General features: G+C 59.0%; 15 protein-coding genes. 6 read left to right on the plus strand and 9 right to left on the minus strand.

Annotation, left to right across the window (positions count from 1 at the left end):
* Positions 1-9: 9 nt before the first annotated feature.
* The 5 genes from ACIOYV_RS03350 to ACIOYV_RS03370 all read right to left on the minus strand — a co-directional run bounded on the left by ACIOYV_RS03350 (position 10) and on the right by ACIOYV_RS03370 (position 8,576).
* Positions 10-2,430 carry a hypothetical protein gene (locus ACIOYV_RS03350; protein WP_401322578.1) on the minus strand — a complete coding sequence of 807 codons (2,421 nt, stop codon included), beginning with the start codon at positions 2,428-2,430 and terminating at the stop codon, positions 10-12.
* A 237-nt stretch (positions 2,431-2,667) separates the two neighbouring features.
* Entirely contained in the window at positions 2,668-4,794 is a 2,127-nt protein-coding gene (locus ACIOYV_RS03355; protein ID WP_401320789.1) for a TonB-dependent receptor family protein, read from the minus strand.
* Positions 4,795-4,883: 89 nt separating this feature from the next.
* The gene (locus tag ACIOYV_RS03360) at positions 4,884-6,293 is read right to left on the minus strand and encodes an amino acid permease (RefSeq protein ID WP_290025816.1); all 1,410 of its coding nucleotides are present in this window, start codon (positions 6,291-6,293) and stop codon (positions 4,884-4,886) included.
* A gap of 151 nt (positions 6,294-6,444) precedes the next feature.
* Positions 6,445-7,503, minus strand: coding sequence for an ornithine cyclodeaminase (locus ACIOYV_RS03365; protein WP_401320792.1), 1,059 nt, complete (start codon positions 7,501-7,503; stop codon positions 6,445-6,447).
* Positions 7,504-7,541: 38 nt separating this feature from the next.
* Positions 7,542-8,576 (minus strand): histone deacetylase family protein, encoded by a 1,035-nt coding sequence (locus ACIOYV_RS03370; RefSeq protein ID WP_401320795.1) that lies wholly within the window; start codon positions 8,574-8,576, stop codon positions 7,542-7,544.
* Positions 8,577-8,695: 119 nt separating this feature from the next.
* On the opposite strand from ACIOYV_RS03370, the gene ACIOYV_RS03375 reads away from it, so the two are divergent.
* Both ACIOYV_RS03375 and ACIOYV_RS03380 read left to right on the plus strand, forming a co-directional pair.
* The gene (locus tag ACIOYV_RS03375) at positions 8,696-9,196 is read left to right on the plus strand and encodes an Lrp/AsnC family transcriptional regulator (RefSeq protein WP_401320798.1); all 501 of its coding nucleotides are present in this window, start codon (positions 8,696-8,698) and stop codon (positions 9,194-9,196) included.
* A gap of 152 nt (positions 9,197-9,348) precedes the next feature.
* On the plus strand, positions 9,349-9,567 hold the full coding sequence (locus ACIOYV_RS03380; RefSeq protein WP_401320800.1) for a hypothetical protein: 219 nt from the start codon (positions 9,349-9,351) through the stop codon (positions 9,565-9,567).
* Between the two features lie 73 nt (positions 9,568-9,640).
* Here the strand turns inward: ACIOYV_RS03380 and ACIOYV_RS03385 are convergent, their stop codons facing one another.
* Positions 9,641-9,844 (minus strand): hypothetical protein, encoded by a 204-nt coding sequence (locus tag ACIOYV_RS03385; protein ID WP_401320803.1) that lies wholly within the window; start codon positions 9,842-9,844, stop codon positions 9,641-9,643.
* Between the two features lie 166 nt (positions 9,845-10,010).
* Between ACIOYV_RS03385 and ACIOYV_RS03390 the strand changes: the two genes are divergently transcribed.
* Entirely contained in the window at positions 10,011-11,105 is a 1,095-nt protein-coding gene (locus ACIOYV_RS03390; protein ID WP_401322580.1) for an NADH:flavin oxidoreductase/NADH oxidase, read from the plus strand.
* 60 nt (positions 11,106-11,165) lie between these two features.
* Here ACIOYV_RS03390 and ACIOYV_RS03395 read toward each other — a convergent pair whose 3' ends face one another.
* Positions 11,166-11,429, minus strand: coding sequence for a hypothetical protein (locus tag ACIOYV_RS03395; RefSeq protein ID WP_401320806.1), 264 nt, complete (start codon positions 11,427-11,429; stop codon positions 11,166-11,168).
* A gap of 148 nt (positions 11,430-11,577) precedes the next feature.
* Between ACIOYV_RS03395 and ACIOYV_RS03400 the strand changes: the two genes are divergently transcribed.
* The 3 genes from ACIOYV_RS03400 (at position 11,578) to ACIOYV_RS03410 (ending at position 14,998) form a co-directional block, all read left to right on the plus strand.
* Complete coding sequence (locus tag ACIOYV_RS03400) at positions 11,578-12,876, plus strand: NTP/NDP exchange transporter (RefSeq protein WP_401320808.1); 1,299 nt, start codon at positions 11,578-11,580, stop codon at positions 12,874-12,876.
* A 219-nt stretch (positions 12,877-13,095) separates the two neighbouring features.
* Entirely contained in the window at positions 13,096-14,064 is a 969-nt protein-coding gene (locus ACIOYV_RS03405; RefSeq protein ID WP_401320809.1) for an XdhC family protein, read from the plus strand.
* Between the two features lie 10 nt (positions 14,065-14,074).
* Positions 14,075-14,998: an AraC family transcriptional regulator N-terminal domain-containing protein gene (locus ACIOYV_RS03410; protein ID WP_401322582.1), complete on the plus strand. Its 924-nt coding sequence runs from the start codon at positions 14,075-14,077 to the stop codon at positions 14,996-14,998.
* Between the two features lie 176 nt (positions 14,999-15,174).
* On the opposite strand, the gene ACIOYV_RS03415 is transcribed toward ACIOYV_RS03410, so the two are convergent.
* The gene (locus ACIOYV_RS03415; RefSeq protein ID WP_401320812.1) at positions 15,175-15,423 is read right to left on the minus strand and encodes a twin-arginine translocase TatA/TatE family subunit; all 249 of its coding nucleotides are present in this window, start codon (positions 15,421-15,423) and stop codon (positions 15,175-15,177) included.
* A gap of 55 nt (positions 15,424-15,478) precedes the next feature.
* On the minus strand, positions 15,479-15,856 hold the full coding sequence (locus tag ACIOYV_RS03420; protein WP_401320814.1) for a c-type cytochrome: 378 nt from the start codon (positions 15,854-15,856) through the stop codon (positions 15,479-15,481).
* Positions 15,857-15,868: the final 12 nt, after the last annotated feature.

The raw sequence follows: 15,868 nt of genomic DNA on the forward strand, positions 1-15,868 counted from the left end.
CATGCGTGACTAGCGCCATTGGCTCAATGCCGATGTTTCCAATGCCCGCCACGCTTCGGCATTCCCCAGTTGATCCTTCGTCAGCCAGAGCCCTGCACGCGGGCTCAGAGCCTCGGCGGGAAGTGCCAGCAGCTCGCTCAGCTTCAGCGCGGTCACTGAGCCCCGGTCTGTTTCATCCTCGGCTTCCCAGTCGCGCAGAAACACCCGCACTTTCAAGACCTCGGCTTTAAAACTCTCAAACTGAGGTCGATTGCGCAGCCGCTGCGGTGACTGCCTCAAGGTTCGCTCCTGGACATCCAGCAGCAAGACCTGCCAGGCCAACCGGCCACCATGTTCATCCTCGACGTCGGTATGCAGTCGGGTCAGGGCGAGATAGCGTGCATCCTCGGACCAGATCATCGAGGGCGCGAGATCGCCGATGGCGCAACCGGACGCTGTCAGCAAATGTCCGCCCAAACGTGGGCTCTGCACGCGCAGCCAACTGTCGGCGTATTCCGTTTCACAACCAAACAGCCACGCGGCATCTTTGTCCGTAGGGGCTGGCTGGATAAAGTTGCCATCGGCTACTGCAGACTGTGGTTGTTTAACCAGACGCCAATCGGGGAGGGCGCTCAGGCCTTGTTGACTGACTTCCAGCTCGCACTGCTCGTAGTAAAGTCGCGAGTCCGGTCGATACTGAGAAAACTCAGCGGCATCGTCTGCCTCGGGGGGCAATTGATCGAAGCGCTGCAACGGACTGCTGGGCCGATCCTGGTCCAGGCGACCGCGAATCACTGCCAGGCTCAATCGCGGTCCACGGAAGTCCAGTAAGCGTGCGGCCAGCAGAGGCGGACTGTTCAGAAATTGTCGCTCCTGAGCGTCGGCTACCACTACGTAACCAGCGGAAGCGGGCGGCAGAGTGAACGGGATCAGGGCGATGTAGCGTCCGGTGTCTGAAACGCGATGATCGAGCAACCAGACGCCCGGTAACGCCCAATCGCCAATCGTGCAGGTATAGCCCCCGAGTCCCAGGCTGTTGTCCTGCTGCCAGTGGAATTGAGCCCGCGTCTTGCCCGTCACGGGCACCGACTCGAGCATCGTCGCGCCGCGCTGTCCATCACCCGCCAGCGGCACGGCCAACTGCACTTGAGTCAGCAGCCGCTCCGCAACCTGTATCCGGCCGTTCGGCGCATGACCGACCTGGGAGTCGCAGTCGCTGTGGATGCTGTGCAAGCCATAACCGTAGAGGCCGTGATCAGGCTGGGGATAGTCGAAGTAGGACGATAGCCGCAGGTAATGCTCATCCAGCGCCAGGGGTTCGCTCCATCCCATCGAGGGTTCGCTGTCAGCGGCTATCCATGGACACGGCAGGGTTTGCCAGCCACGGTCCGCGTGCCAGAGCCAATAGTCGAGCGCTTGGTCTTCACCCAATCGCGCACGGCAACCGAAAGAGCGGCTATCGGGATTCCAGATGATCGGGGTATCGGCCCTGATCAGTAACGAAGTCGGCTCACCGTTGATGTCCACACGGTATTCCGGGTACCTCAGGGGGTCGCAAGGCTGCGGCAATTCGCGCAAGCTCGCCGGCAGCGCCAGGTGGGCATCCAGGCGTTGCTGAGCATCGGGAGACGTATGTCGGAGCGTTTCGTGAGCGAGGTTTGTTAGCCAGTCACCCGGCTCGAGCCATAGGTCAGCAACGGGCACCAGATCGATCCGTTCAGCCGTCGCCAGCAGTTGCTCCAGGCCGATTTGCCGTGCGCCATTGTCGACGAGCGGGCTGTAACGCCCACTCAGGGTGCCGTCGTTAAAGGCATCCAGTTCCCAGAATTCATCGCAGGAACACAGGTAGAGCTGATGCAACTGGCGATCCAGAATCACCAAGCCCCAAGCTTGGCGCGAGGGTAAGGGTGCAGCGAAATAACGTCCGTCGTTGGAGAAACGCGCGGACGATCCTAGGCCCTGGAGCAGCACGCCATCGGGGAACAGGTAATCGCACAGGACCGGTCCGCCCATGGCAATTTCACTGTAGTTGAACACCCTGATGGGTTCGCCCTCGGGCGTTTGTCGGGGTTCGTCCCCGCCCCAGGCACTGGCGCCCCCGGAAGACTGACCCCCTGTTAGTGGCGATGACTTGGCCGGCGTTTTATCCGCAAGTCCAAAACGTTTTTCCAGATGACTGACACACGCCAGCCCACAGAACATGACAACCGCGGCACCCGCGATGTCCCAGTACGGCGGCAACGCCCGACCCAGATTAAAACCCAGGCCGATGGCGGCGGAGGTCATTAACCGGGCAACCCCTCGACCGGTTCGCAACCAGCCGGCCCGCGCCGCCAGCCACATCAAGGCCGCGCACCCGAGCACCACACCGAGCGCCCACAGCAACGGTATGACCGTCACGAGGAAAATCGGGATCAACAGCACGGCGATTTGCCAAAGCAGATCGAGCATTAATCGCGGCAGGCTTTTTTCGTCAGCGTGTTGATCGGAAGAGTGGGGCACCGTTACCTCGATAACAGATGGGCGATTTCAGAGCAGGCGGGTCTTGCGACCCGGAGAGTTAACAGGGGAATCGGCGTTCCGGCAACTCAGCGCTCATCCTCGGTATCTGGCTCGACAGCCGGCTCTTCCTTTTCGGGAGGGGCAGGCCAGGTCGCGGGAATTAGGTGATAGCCCCGCGCGAAGGTCTCAGAGCAAACTCCACGACATCCCGACGTAGACGCCCAGACCCTCGCCCGGCGTCGAGCGTGCGGCGTCCAGGCCTTTGTCGTCGTAGCCTGGCGTGACGGTGGCGGCGTAGTGCTTGTCGGTCAGGTTGCGCAGGTCCAGCCAAGTCTGCCAGTCGCCTTTGGGGGCGTTGTAGCCGAGGGTGGCACCGAAGGTCGCGTAAGGGTCGGCGTAGTAACTGTTGGCGTAATCCACCGCGACCTTGGACACCCACTGCGTGTTGAGTGCAGTGAAGAAACCCTGGGGCCAGTCGTAGCGCAACTCGCCTTGGTAATAGTGCATCGGCAGGCCCGGCAAGCGGTTGTCGCCGAAGCGGTCGTCGTCGCGGTAGTGGAAGTCGCTGAAGGTATAGCTCTGGCGCAGGCTCAACTGGCCGCCATCGTCACGCGTCCACAGGTTGCTCTGCAGGCTGGCTTCCACACCTTGATGCACGGTGGGGCTGGCGTTGAGTTCGTAGGGCGTGGTGGCGTTGGCGTCCGGTAATACCGAGAGCAATTCGTGGTGCACTTGGGCGTAATACCAGGCCAGGCTCCATTGCCCCATCGCGCTGTCACCGCGACCGCCGAGTTCCAGGGTGGTGGCGGTCTGGTTTTGCAGCTTGATCGGATCACGCTGGGCGCCGGTGGCGGCACCGCTGCCGGCCGGGAATCGAATGTTGGAGCTGTAGATCAACGACCAGGGATGCGGTGCTTCAACCGAGCGACTGAGGTTGCCGAACAGTTGCAGATCAGGTGTCAGTTGGTAGCGCAGGCCGAGGCGCGGGGCGTAGTCCCAGTCGTTCTGGCTGGTCTTGCCACCGTCTTGCGGGTAAGTCACGGCACTTTCGCGACGGGTGTAAATCGCGGCGAGGCCGGTGGTCAGCCACAGGTCATCGGCGATTTCCAGGTCATTGCCCACATGCAGGACGGTGTCCGAACCTTGATAAGTGAAGTTGCGAATGTGCGTGCCCGGCGCGTAGCCAGCAGTGTTGCCGGTGGGGATGCGCACCAGCTCACTGGCGCCGTCATTCGGCAGGTGCTTGGTCACGCGCAAACCCACAGTGCTACGGCTTTCCAGGCCCCAAAGCGTGTCGCGACGTTTGTAGTCGAACGTACCGCTGACGTCCGAGTAGGCGACCTTCAGGCGGTTCGGCCCCTCGCGCAAATCCATCGGATAGTCGTGGTAGACAAGGCCGGTCTGGATGCTCGAATCGTCATCGATGTAGTACGTGGTCTTGTTGCCGAAAAAGGTGCTGCCGGGTTGCTTGCGACGGTCATCCCGTGCCACATAGGCGGGGTTGGCCGCGCGTGGATCATGCTCGATGGAATGCTTGGTCACGCGGCCGGCAAGGTCGTTGTCGGTCTGGCGATAGCGCAGGTAGAAACGCGTTTCCAGGTTCGGATTGAAGCGATAACCGAAGTTGGCGATCACGCCCTGGCTCTCGCTGGCGGTGTGATCCTGATAGCCGTCGGCGCGTGCGTCGGTCATGGCCACGTAATAGTCGAAGTCGCCCAGCACTTGCCCGGAGCTGACCTGGCGCTGCTGATAACCGTGGCTGCCCATTGTGTAGCGCACCTGCAACTTCGGTGCGTTGTAGCCGGTGTGGCTGACGTAATCGATGGCTCCGCCCAAGGCCAGGGCGCCCCGGTCGAAACCGTTGGCGCCGCGCAGCACTTCAACATGGTCGAGCCACAACGGCTCGAGCAATTCATACGGCGTGCCACCGGGGCCGGTCAGGGGCAGACCGTCGAGCATCGCGTACAACCCCGACGCATGCGCGCCCGGCGCACGGTTGATGCCCGAGCCCCGAACCGAAATCTTCACCCCTTCATTCCCCGCCGACTGGGCGTACACCCCCGGCTGATAAGCCAGCACATCCTGATTGCTGGCCACGCGGCCCTGCAACGGGCGGCGCAGGTCAACCACGTTAGTGCCGCCGGGGACCTCCGCAAGCCGCGCCTTGGCGTTCTCCACTGACGCGTCTTCACCGCTCAAGTCCTCCGCGCCAATCAGCACCTGTCCAAGCTCCAGGCCTTCGGCTTCGGCGAAGGCCGGACAAACAAGCGCCAGGCCCAGCAGCGCAGCGGGCAAGGATTTGGGCGAGGGCATGGGAAAACTCCAGACGTACAGGAACGGGCAGTGAAGAACTGCGACGTCAGTAAGAACGAAGGAAACACATGGGGATTTTGTTTTTCGGGTTAAAGATTCGCCGAAACCACAGCGGATCTCAGCTTTCTGGAATGGGTCAGCTGATAAGCGATGGCCAACCAGATGAACCAGCCTGGCATGACCATCAAGGCAATGCGCGTGTCAGGTCTGAGTGCCAGAAGACACAGGACAAAGCCCAGGAACGCCAGGGAGAACCAGGCCATCGGCACGCCGCCAGGCATCTTGTAGATGGATTGCGCATGCAGCTCGGGCCGGCGTTTGCGATAGGCGATGTACGACGCGAGGATGGTCGACCAGGTGAAAATCACCAGGATTGCCGACACGGTGGAGACGATGGTAAACGCGGTCATGACCTCTGGCACGATGAACAACAGCAGCACACCAATCAGCATCAACAGCGTGGTAAACGCCAGGCTCAGCAGCGGCACGCTGTTGCCCGACAGGCGCCGGAAAATCCCGGGCGCATTGTCCTGACTGGCCAGGCCAAACAACATGCGACTGGATGAAAACACGCCGCTGTTGGCCGATGAAGCAGCCGACGTCAGCACCACAAAATTGACGATGCCGGCGGCGGCGGGAAACCCTGCAACCAGAAACAGTTCAACGAAAGGACTCTTGTTGGGTGACACCTGCTGCCAGGAAGTCACCGCAATAATGCAAGTCAGTGCCAGCACATAGAACAGGATGATTCTCAGCGGAATCGAGTTGATGGCTTTGGGCAGGGTCTTCTCGGGGGCGCGGGTTTCGGCGGCTGCGGTGCCGATCAGCTCGGTGCCGGCAAAGGAGAAGATCGCCATCTGGAACCCGGCAAAGAAACCAAACAGGCCGTTGGGAAAGGCTGCCTGTTTATCCAGCAGATGATTCAGCGATGCCGTCACGCCACTGGGGGACACGAATGAGCTGGCAATCATCACGATGCTGACGCCGATCAGGGTGACGACGGCAATGATTTTGATGATCGCGAACCAGAACTCCACTTCACCGAAGAGCCTGACGGTCAGCACGTTCAAGGCGAACAGCGTCATCAACATCCCGATGGCCGGGATCCACGCGGGCACATCCGGGAACCAGTACTGAAAGAATCCGCCGACCACGACGGCATCGCCCACCACCGCGACACTCCAGCTCAGCCAATACGACCAGCCGAGGAAGAACGCCGCTCGCGGGCCGAGGTAGGCGCCGGCAAAATCGGCGAAGGTTTTGAAGTTCAGGTTGGAGAGCAACAGTTCGCCCATGGCGCGCATGACGAAGTAGACGAACAACCCGATGATCATATAAATCAGGATGATCGAGGTGCCTGAGAGGGCAATGATCTTTCCGGAACCCATGAACAGGCCGGTACCGATGGCGCCTCCCATGGCCATTAATTGAATGTGACGATTGCTGAGCGTGCGCTGCAGCGCGGGCTGTTCAACCCGTTCGGCTGGAGTCGATTTCATTACAAAACCTCTTGATTTTATGTTTTTGAGTTTTGGCAGAAAAGTGGGTGTCTGGCGTTCTTGTTAGAGGTGCAACGGGTACTCACGGTGGTGGTCTGGAGTGGCAGGGTGACCCCCTGGCGCTTTGCTCAGGGGGCGTCATCGATGGCTATCAGCTGACTGTGCGCAAGCGCGACGACGCGGCGATTGCGGGCTGCGGATCCAGCAGTTGGTAGAGGTTTTTTATGTTGGCTGGCGTCGGCACCAGATGGATGCGCTCGCCGATGGCATGCTCTCGCGCCAGGTCGTGCACGTAGCGCAGAGACGAAAAGTCTTCCAGGGCAAAGCCCACCGAATCGAACACGGTGACCTGTGCGTCGCTCTCGCGGCCCGGGACTTCGCCCTGGACAATTCGGAAAAACTCGACGACGGGAAAGTCAGGCTCCAGTTGCTGGATATCGCCTTCAATCCGGGTTTGCGCTTCAAATTCAACGATCACCCGCGCACTGCGCAGAATGTCGGCGTGCAGTTCGGTTTTCCCCGGACAGTCACCGCCGACCGCGTTGATGTGCATGCCGGGCTCGATCATCTCGGGGGTCAGAATCGTCGCATAGGCTTTGTCAGCGGTGACGGTGGTGACGATGTGCGCGCCCTTGACCGCGTCCTTAACCGAGCTGGCCAGAATCACCTTGATGTCCGGGAATGCGCTCAGGTTGTGCTTCAACTTGAGTGACGCCTCGCGGTCTATATCGAAAATGCGCAGTTCCTTGATCGACAGCATTTCATGGAAGGCGAGGGCCTGGAATTCGCTCTGCGCGCCGTTGCCGATGATTGCCATGATGCTTGCGCCGGGACGTGCCAGGGACTTCGCAACCAGGGCAGAGGTCGCGGCAGTGCGCACGGCGGTGGTCAGCGTCAGTTCACTGAGCAAGGTCGGATAGCCACTGTGAACGTCGGCCAGAACCCCGAAGGCCATGACCGTAAGCAAGTTCCTTTGCCCGTTGTCCGGGTGGCCATTCACGTATTTGAACGAGTACTGCTGACCATCGTCGGTCGGCATCAACTCGATCACACCATCGGCCGAATGATTGGCGGTGCGAGGCGACTTATCAAACTGTGCCCAGCGCGAATAGTCGGCTTCGATGTACGCCGCCATTTCGCGGATGGCACGGCGGATTCCGACCTTGGCGAACAGGCGTGCGACATGATCGACGTCTACGAAAAGAGTCATGTTTTTATTCTCCGATTCAGTGGTTGAAGCGCTGTGATTCAGGCGCGTTTGCTCTCGTAGCCATGCAGCACGTTGACTGCATTGATGCCGATTTCATCGACCATGTAGCCGCCTTCCATCACAAACAGGGTGGGGCAGCCAACGCCCGCGATCAGCTCGCCGATGCCGACGAAATCTTCGCTTTCCAGCAGGAAATGGCTGATGGGGTCGTCCTTGAACGTGTCGACGCCGAGTGAGATAACCAGCACTTCAGGGGCAAATTGCTGGAGTTTCTTGCAGGCGTGGAGCAAGGCGTTGCGGTAGCTTTCCCAGGTGGTGTTTTTCGGCAATGGATAGTTGAGGTTGTACCCTTCGCCTTGGCCGGCGCCGACTTCATGGCTGAAGCCTGAGTAGTACGGATAAGAGACACTGGGTTCGCCGTGCAGCGAGACAAACATGACGTCGGCGCGCCCGTAGAAAATGTTCTGCGTGCCGTTGCCATGATGAAAGTCGACGTCCAGCACGGCGACTCGTTTGGCGCCTTGGGTAATGGCCTGCTGTGCGGCAATCGCAGCGTTGTTGAGATAGCAATAACCGCCCATGTATTCGCGTGCCGCGTGATGACCGGGTGGTCGGCACAGGGCAAAGGCACTGTCGTGACCTTCATCGATCAGCGCCAGCCCGGTCAGCGCGATATCGGCGCTGGTTTTCACCGCTTGCCAGGTGGTGGCGGTAATCGGCGAGCCGGCGTCCATGGCGTAGAAACCCAGCTTGCCGTCGATGAACGTCGGCACTTGCTCGTTGGCCAGATCGCGCACTGGCCATACCAGCGGCAAGGCATCGTGGGTGCGCCCGGTTGCGCACCATTCAGACCAGGCGGATTCCAGGAAGGCAACGTAGCGCTCGCTGTGCGCGTTGACATAGCAAGAGCGGTCAAACGCTCGCGGTTCGATGATCTGGCCAAGCCCTACCTGCTTGACCCGATGATGCACGGTATCGGCCCGACTCGGCTGTTCGAAAGATGGCTTGAGCACGCCATCTTTTAATTCGGTGCCGTGGTGCAAACGGTGGGAATCACTGAAAACTGTAAACATTGTGCGCATCCGTTGATGTGAACCAGTGCAAATATTTTGTTCTGGTACGGAGGCGAATTCTTTGCTTTATATTCAGGCTCTGGTGGATATTGCGGGAGGTTTTACTCAGGAATGGCGAAATGAAGAAAAAAACATCCAAACGCATCAGTCTCGACGACACCGACCTGGCGATACTCGCGCTGCTGCAAGAGGATGCGAGTATCTCCAACGCCGATCTCAGTGAACGTCTGTCATTAAGCCTGACGCCGTGCTGGCGGCGGCGAAAGAGAATGGAGGAGGCGGGCGTGATCAAGGGCTATCAGGCCAACCTTGATCGACGCATGCTGGGGCTCGATATTCTGGCGTTCGTGCACATCCGTTTCTCCACCCACGCCGACCACGCGCCGGACGCGTTCGAAGCGGTGATTGCGCAACTGCCGGAAGTGTTGTCCTGTCACAAGATCACCGGGGATGCCGATTACGTGCTGCAAGTGCTGGCAGAGGATCTTGATAGCTACAGTGACTTTATCGAACAGGTACTACGGCGTCAGGTGGGCATTGCCTCGATCCAGTCCAGCCTGGCCTTGCGCGAGATCAAGACCAGCAACCGGATAGCGATACCCAAAGCCAGCAGGGATTGAAACCACGAAAGCTGGGCGGTTTTGGGTTTACCCAGCGGGCGTTTGTCGCGCGCATCGGCAGAAAGGGGAATTAGATGAGGCCGTTCATCGGAACTCTCGCACGATCAGGCGGTTAGCAAGTCGATGTAGTAGCCCAAAAAAAACAGGTTCCTATGCGATCACTAATTCTCGAAGTACCCAATGGGCGCGAGCTCATTGATGAGCTTGACGATGCGACCGCCCTGATGATGTCCATCCCGGTCGATTTCATCGGCGGCACTCAGTGGCAGGAAGCTTCCACGAGACAGCAGCAAGCCTTCAGAAAATGGCGCGACTATCTTCATCACATGGCTGATGGGCGGGTGCGTGTCGAGATATTAAAGGTCGCCTGATCAGGTTGAGGAGATGCTGCGTGCTGGTGACAGCGGCGTCACCGCACCTTAGGTCTTTGCACCGGTTTTCCCGTCAAGCCGAGACCTGGCCGATCACGAGTGCATCAACTTGCGCTTGATGAGTCACGGCGAGTTCTATCAATGGGAGCTCAAGAAAGGCGAGCAGCAAATTGATGTGCGCCGCCAATAGCATCGTCCGCGTCTTATAAGAAATTCCTCCTTGAACGGATGCTGATTCTTCTTCTCTCATCCGGTGGGATTGAGGTGGAATCATCATTTTAGATAGACACATTCCCTGACACATATTGAAATGGCTGGGCGAGGAGCGCAGGTACTTCCAAGTGCGCGTCAAATCGTGCAATCAATCGCGCCGATCAGGCAACCGGATCACGTCGCGGGCGCAGCATACTGCTGGCATGCTGATAGACGTGGATGAATTGCAGATGGCCTCCCTGTTTACCCCTTACACCTTGAAAGACGTCACGCTACGTAACCGTATCGTCGCCTCACCGATGTGTCAGTACCAGGCCCGTGACGGGCTGCTGAATGAATGGCACCAGACCCACTACGAAACCCTGGCCAAAGGCGGTGTCGGCCTGGTGGTGGTCGAGGCGACTGCGGTGTCACCCAGAGGGCGGATCACGCCCGGGGACGCTGGCCTCTGGTGCGATTCACAGGTTGCGGGTTTTGCTTCTGTGGCTCACGCCATCAAGGCAGCCGGAGCGGTAGCCGGTATTCAGATTGGTCATGCCGGACGCAAGGCTGGGTGTACTCCGCCCTGGGAGGGCGGTGCGCCACTGCCGGAATCCGATCCGCAAGCCTGGCAACCTATTGCGCCTAGCGCACTGCCGTACCTGGCTGGCACGTCGCACACTCCCAGCGAGATGAGCGCAGAAGAAATTCAGCGAACTCAACATGATTTTGCCCGCGCTGCCACTCGCGCTCTGCAGGCAGGGTTCGAGTGGTTGGAACTGCATTTCGCCCACGGCTTTCTGGGCCAGAGCTTTTTGTCTCGGCACGCCAACCTCCGCACTGATCAATACGGTGGGGATTTGCAGAATCGCGCACGTTTCCTGATCGAGACTGTGGAGGCGGTCAAGCAAGTCTGGCCGGATCATTTGCCATTGACCGTACGCATGGGGGTGGTGGAGTTCGGTCAGGAGGCCGAGGTGTCTTTGTCGGAATCCATCCAGGTGCTGGGATGGCTGAAAGCCGCCGGGGTGGACTTTGTTGACGTTTCGCTCGTGCTCACCAGCGCGGATGAGCCAGTGCCATGGGCGCCCAATTTCATGGTGCCCTACGCCGAGCGCATTCGCGCAGAGACCGGGCTGGCGGTGGGTGCCAGCTGGATGATCGCGGATGCCCGGGAAGCAGACAGTTTCGTGCGTAACGAGCAGCTCGACTTGGTGTGCTTTGCCCGGACGTTGCTGGCGAACCCGCATTGGCCATTCCAGGCTGCGCGGGATCTGAACATTCCGGACGCGTCGACGGTGCTTCCAACGTCCTATGCGTACTGGCTGAAGAACTGGATGAGTTGAGTGTTCTCAGCCGTCAGATGCTTTCTGTGGGAACCTTTTTGGAGAACACTCATGAATTCGTCAACCCGCGATCAGCAGTTCAGCCAGTTCGTTGAATTCATCGTCGACCCGCTTCACGTGCAGGATCTGGTGGCAGCGTTGATCTCGCGTGTCGAGCGTTTTACCCGATGCTGTCCGGGTTTCATCAGCGCTCGTGTGCACGTCAGTGAAGGGGGCGATCGGGTGCTCATGCAGCTTGTGTGGCCAACCAGGGAGCACGGCGAGCAGGCGGTTGTGCGTTCTCAAACGTTTGAGCCAGATCTGTTTCACCTTGCGCGCCAGCATCACGCCCGCGCTCTGTTGTTCAGTACCTTCAACGCTGTTGCTGAGGTGCGCGCAGAGTGCGTGTCGACAGAGCTACCCGCATGACTCGCACAGGAGCTTGTTCCATGTCTATCACCAGCCATTTGCGCACGATCAATGGTACTGAGCGATGACGCCTGCGGGGACGCTCAAGTGGGCAAACGTCTTGCCATCCGAAAGAGCCGCGCTGTTACTGGGTTTCGCGTTCCATTTCTGTGTACTGGCCAGCTACTACCTCGTACGCCCACTGCGCGATGCGTTAGGCCTGGAGGGCGGCGCAGACAAATTGCAGTGGCTGTTCACCGCGACCTTTTTAGTGATGCTGCTGATGGTTCCGCTGTTTGGCGCACTGGTTTCGCGGCTACCCGCCACGCGTTTTGTGCCGTTGATCTATCGCTTCGTCGCCTTGACGATGCTGGTGTTTGGCGTATTGATTGCCAACAAGATTGCGCCGGTCCAGGTGGGTCAGGTGTTTTTCGTCTGGATCAGCATCTACAACCTGTTCATCGTTTCGATTTTCTGGAGCGTACTGGTCGACCGGTTTTCCAGCGAACAGGGCCTGCGTTTGTTCGGCTTTATTGCGGCGGGAGGAACCTTGGGCACTTTCGTCGGCCCTCTGCTGGCAGCGACCATGGCGACGAAGCTTGGCCCGATCGCATTGACCTTGGTGGCGGCCGTGCTGCTGGAGTTGGCGGTGCGTTGCTACCGGGCACTGTTGTCGCGAACTGATGCGCAGTCTGTCGACCCGACACCGGGTGATCGAAGCATGGGTGGCAGCATGCTCGCGGGCATCACGCTGATCACACGATCGCCGTATCTGCTCGGGCTGGTGCTATTCATGCTGCTGCACACGACCGCCGCCACCTTCTTGTATTTCGAGCAGGGCCGGATAGTCGCTGGCAGTTACTCGGACGTGGCCAGCAGAACCCAGTTTTTTGCTGTCGTCGATCTGATCGTGTCGGCGCTGACCTTGACCTTTCAACTGTTGCTGACGGGGCCGTTGATCCGCCTCGTTGGCGTCGGCGGGGCGCTGGTCGCACTGCCCGTGGCGACCATAGTGGCTTTCACTGCCATGGCACTGGCACCCGTACCGGCCACGGTTGCTCTGGCGCAAGGCCTGCGTCGCGCTATCGAATTTTCCGTCGTGCGTCCCGCACGGGAGGTGCTCTGGACCGTCGTCAGTCGCGAGGAAAAGTACAAAGCCAAGAATGTCATCGAGACGCTGGTGTACCGAGGCGGGGACGCCATCAGTGGCTGGCTGTCCGTCGGGTTGACGGCAGTGGGCGCGGGGTTTGGATTCGTGGCCATTGTGATTGTGCCCGTGGCCGGACTGTGGAGCGGCCTATGCTTCTGGCTAGCCAGACGGCAGAGGCAAAAAGCAAAAGACAACGGTGAGCACGTCGTCAGTTTGAGCAGTGACGCTGCCTGAAATACTTTGTCACACTCTACCATTTTCGAAATCTATCGTCAGATTGGGCAATAAATCAGGTCGATCAGGCAATCGCTCCAGCATGAGGGCAACACATACTCAGGCGATTGCTGAGACCGTCCACACATGGCCGGTTTGTCACTCCACCGACAAGCGTGTTCAAGGCTTGTCGATCACAGTGGAATACTCATCGGAGGAAGTGCGGTCCGGTACCGACTCATGAAAAATCTTGACCTTCAGGTAATCCAGCAAGCGCTGGCATGGCTCGAACAGGGTCATTGTGTGTGGATGTGCACGGTCGTTGCGACGTTTGGCTCTGCACCTCGTGGGCCAGGATCGCTGCTGGTCGCGCTGCCGACAGGGGCATTCTGCGGTTCGCTGTCTGGAGGCTGTGTAGAGGAGGACTTTCTGGAGCGGCTCGCCCGGAATGAGTTCGCCGAGTTCAACCAGATCGTTCGTTACGGCGAGGGTGGACTTGCGCCGTCTATGGCGTTGCCCTGTGGCGGCGTGCTCGATGTGCTGCTCGAAAGGTTTGAGCCGGATTGCCAGGCGCGAGAGCACTTCAGTGTATTGCTGGGCGCACTGCAAGGGCGGCAGATAGTTATACGTCACGTCTCACTCGGAACGAATGCACGACGCAACGAAACTGATGCGGGCGTGACCGCGCCTGTCTTGGTAGACGGTGATCAAGTGCGAATTCGCGTGGGTGCCGCCCAGCGGCTGCTGGTAGCAGGCCTTTCACCGGTTGCCGAGTTCTGTGCCGGTTTCGCTGTGGCTTTAGGCTATGAGGTGATCGTGTGCGACCCGCGCGCCGAGTTGACGGAGGGATTCAGCATGGCGGGTGTAGAGTTGCTCAAGGTGCTTCCCGCTACCTTCATTGCCCAAGGCGGATGTCATGCCGGCACAGCGATTGTGGCGTTGACCCACGACCCCCGTCTGGACGATCTGACCTTGCTGGAGGCCGTGAGAACCTCCGCTTTCTACATCGGCGCCATGGGCTCCAGACGTACCAGCGAAAAGCGTCTGGAGCGGGTGAAGCGCATTGGCGGGTTGGAGTCGCAGGCCCTCGATCGCATTCATGCGCCCATCGGACTTAACTTGGGGAGCAAGACTCCGGCGGAGATTGCCCTCGCGGTCATGGCGGATATTGTTCGCTTGAGTAATGGTATTGACCGTGGCCAGCTATAAACCTGTTCTCATGAAGGAGTTGAATGTGCAATCTGAAACGATGAGCAACCAGATTGCTGGCGATATCAGTCGTCTTGCGAGCGCCGTGAGTCTGGTTTTGGGCAGCGATATTGACAAGATCGCTGCACTGCCAGGCCTGAACTTGTACCGGCGCAATTCAGCCACTGCGCCTTTGCACTGTATTTACGGTTTGGGCATCGGCGTTACCTTGCAAGGTTGCAAGCGCGTGTTGGTCGGGGATGAGGTGCTGACTTACGGCCCCGGACAGTCCATGGTCACCAGTATCGATCTGCCGGTCATTTCACAGGTCAGCCAAGCGAGTGCCGCTCAACCGTTTTTGGGCATTATGTTGACGCTGGACAGCGCCTCCGTGATGCATGTAGCCGACCGCATGAAGTTGTCGCAGCGCATGAGAGATGACGAATTTCGGCCGATCACTGTACAGGCCCTGGACGCTGGAGTGCTGGATGCGCTGAGGCGTCTGGTGGATCTGCTCGGCGAGCCGACATTGCTTGAGACCGTGGCTCCCCTGATCAAGGAAGAAATTATTGCTCGCCTGTTAAGCGGTGCTCACGGTCCACAGTTGCTGCACGTCATTGCGGCGGGTTCACCCAGTCAGCACATCGCCAAGACCGTTGCCTGGCTGAAACTGAATTATCGCCAGGCCTTGCGCATGGATGACCTGGCAACCCATGCACATATGAGCCCGTCGACCTTTCGTCAGCACTTTCGCGCAGTGACCGGAATGAGTCCCTTGCAATATCAGAAACAGCTCCGGCTGCAAGCGGCGCGCCAGCTGATGCTGAGCCAGAATGTCGATGCGAGCAGTGCGGGAGGGTTGGTGGGGTATGAAAGTTCGTCACAGTTCAGCCGCGAGTACAGCCGCCTGTTTGGAGAGCCGCCACAACGGGACATCAAGCGGATTCGCTTGTGATAGAAACACGCGCAACGATCGCCTGTTCGCCATGATTCGCGGGTGCTAACCCGCATTGATGGCCCTTTTGGCAGCCCGCTCACTTGCTCCAGTGACGGGCTTTTTTGCTTGCGATTACATTGCGTTCGCCTATGCGGCATCAGCTCGGTGAACTGATGCCGAACATGCGACGCCACTCAATTTTTTCCGGCAAGTACTTCATCCTTGCTTGCTTGCACGTATACGGTTCGAGCTGGGCTGCCTGGTGCTTGCTGGGGCTCCAAGGGCTGCTCGCCGGGCTTGCTCTCGTCCTCGTTCATTGCTTTGCGAAAGCCTTTGATCGTCTCGCCAAGATCCGGACCCAGGGTCTTCAGTTTTTTAGTGCCGAACACCAGTGCCACGACGATGATAATGACGATCCAGTGCTTCCAGTCGAAAATACCCATGCAGTGATCTCGCTGAATAGAGGTTGATGATGAAAGCAGATGCTGATTGTGACGATTACTGTGCGCCGTCTAGCAACCACTGGGCGATTGACTTCAGATCGGCGTCAGATACCTGGGCTTGCGGCGGCATCGGAATCGATCCCCATTTGCCAGTGCTGCCGGCCTTGATGCTGCTTGCAATTTGCTCTGCGGTCGCTTTGCCGTCACCGTACTTTTGCGAGATGTCCTTCCAGGATGGACCAACGACCCTGGCATTGGCCTGATGGCAGCCGCCGCAAGCGTAACTCTGGACCAAGGCTTGGCTTGCTGCTGCCTGGACCGGCCACAAGACGCTGGCAAGTGTTCCCAGTGACAGAATAAGTGTGGCGACCATGGCGCCTTTCGTCAGGGGCTGTACCTCTGGAGTACAAGGTGATTTCAGGTACTTGGTCAATTGGATTTCTCT

Source organism: Pseudomonas sp. NPDC087342 (assembly GCF_044744265.1).
GTDB classification, from domain to species: domain Bacteria; phylum Pseudomonadota; class Gammaproteobacteria; order Pseudomonadales; family Pseudomonadaceae; genus Aquipseudomonas; species Aquipseudomonas nunensis.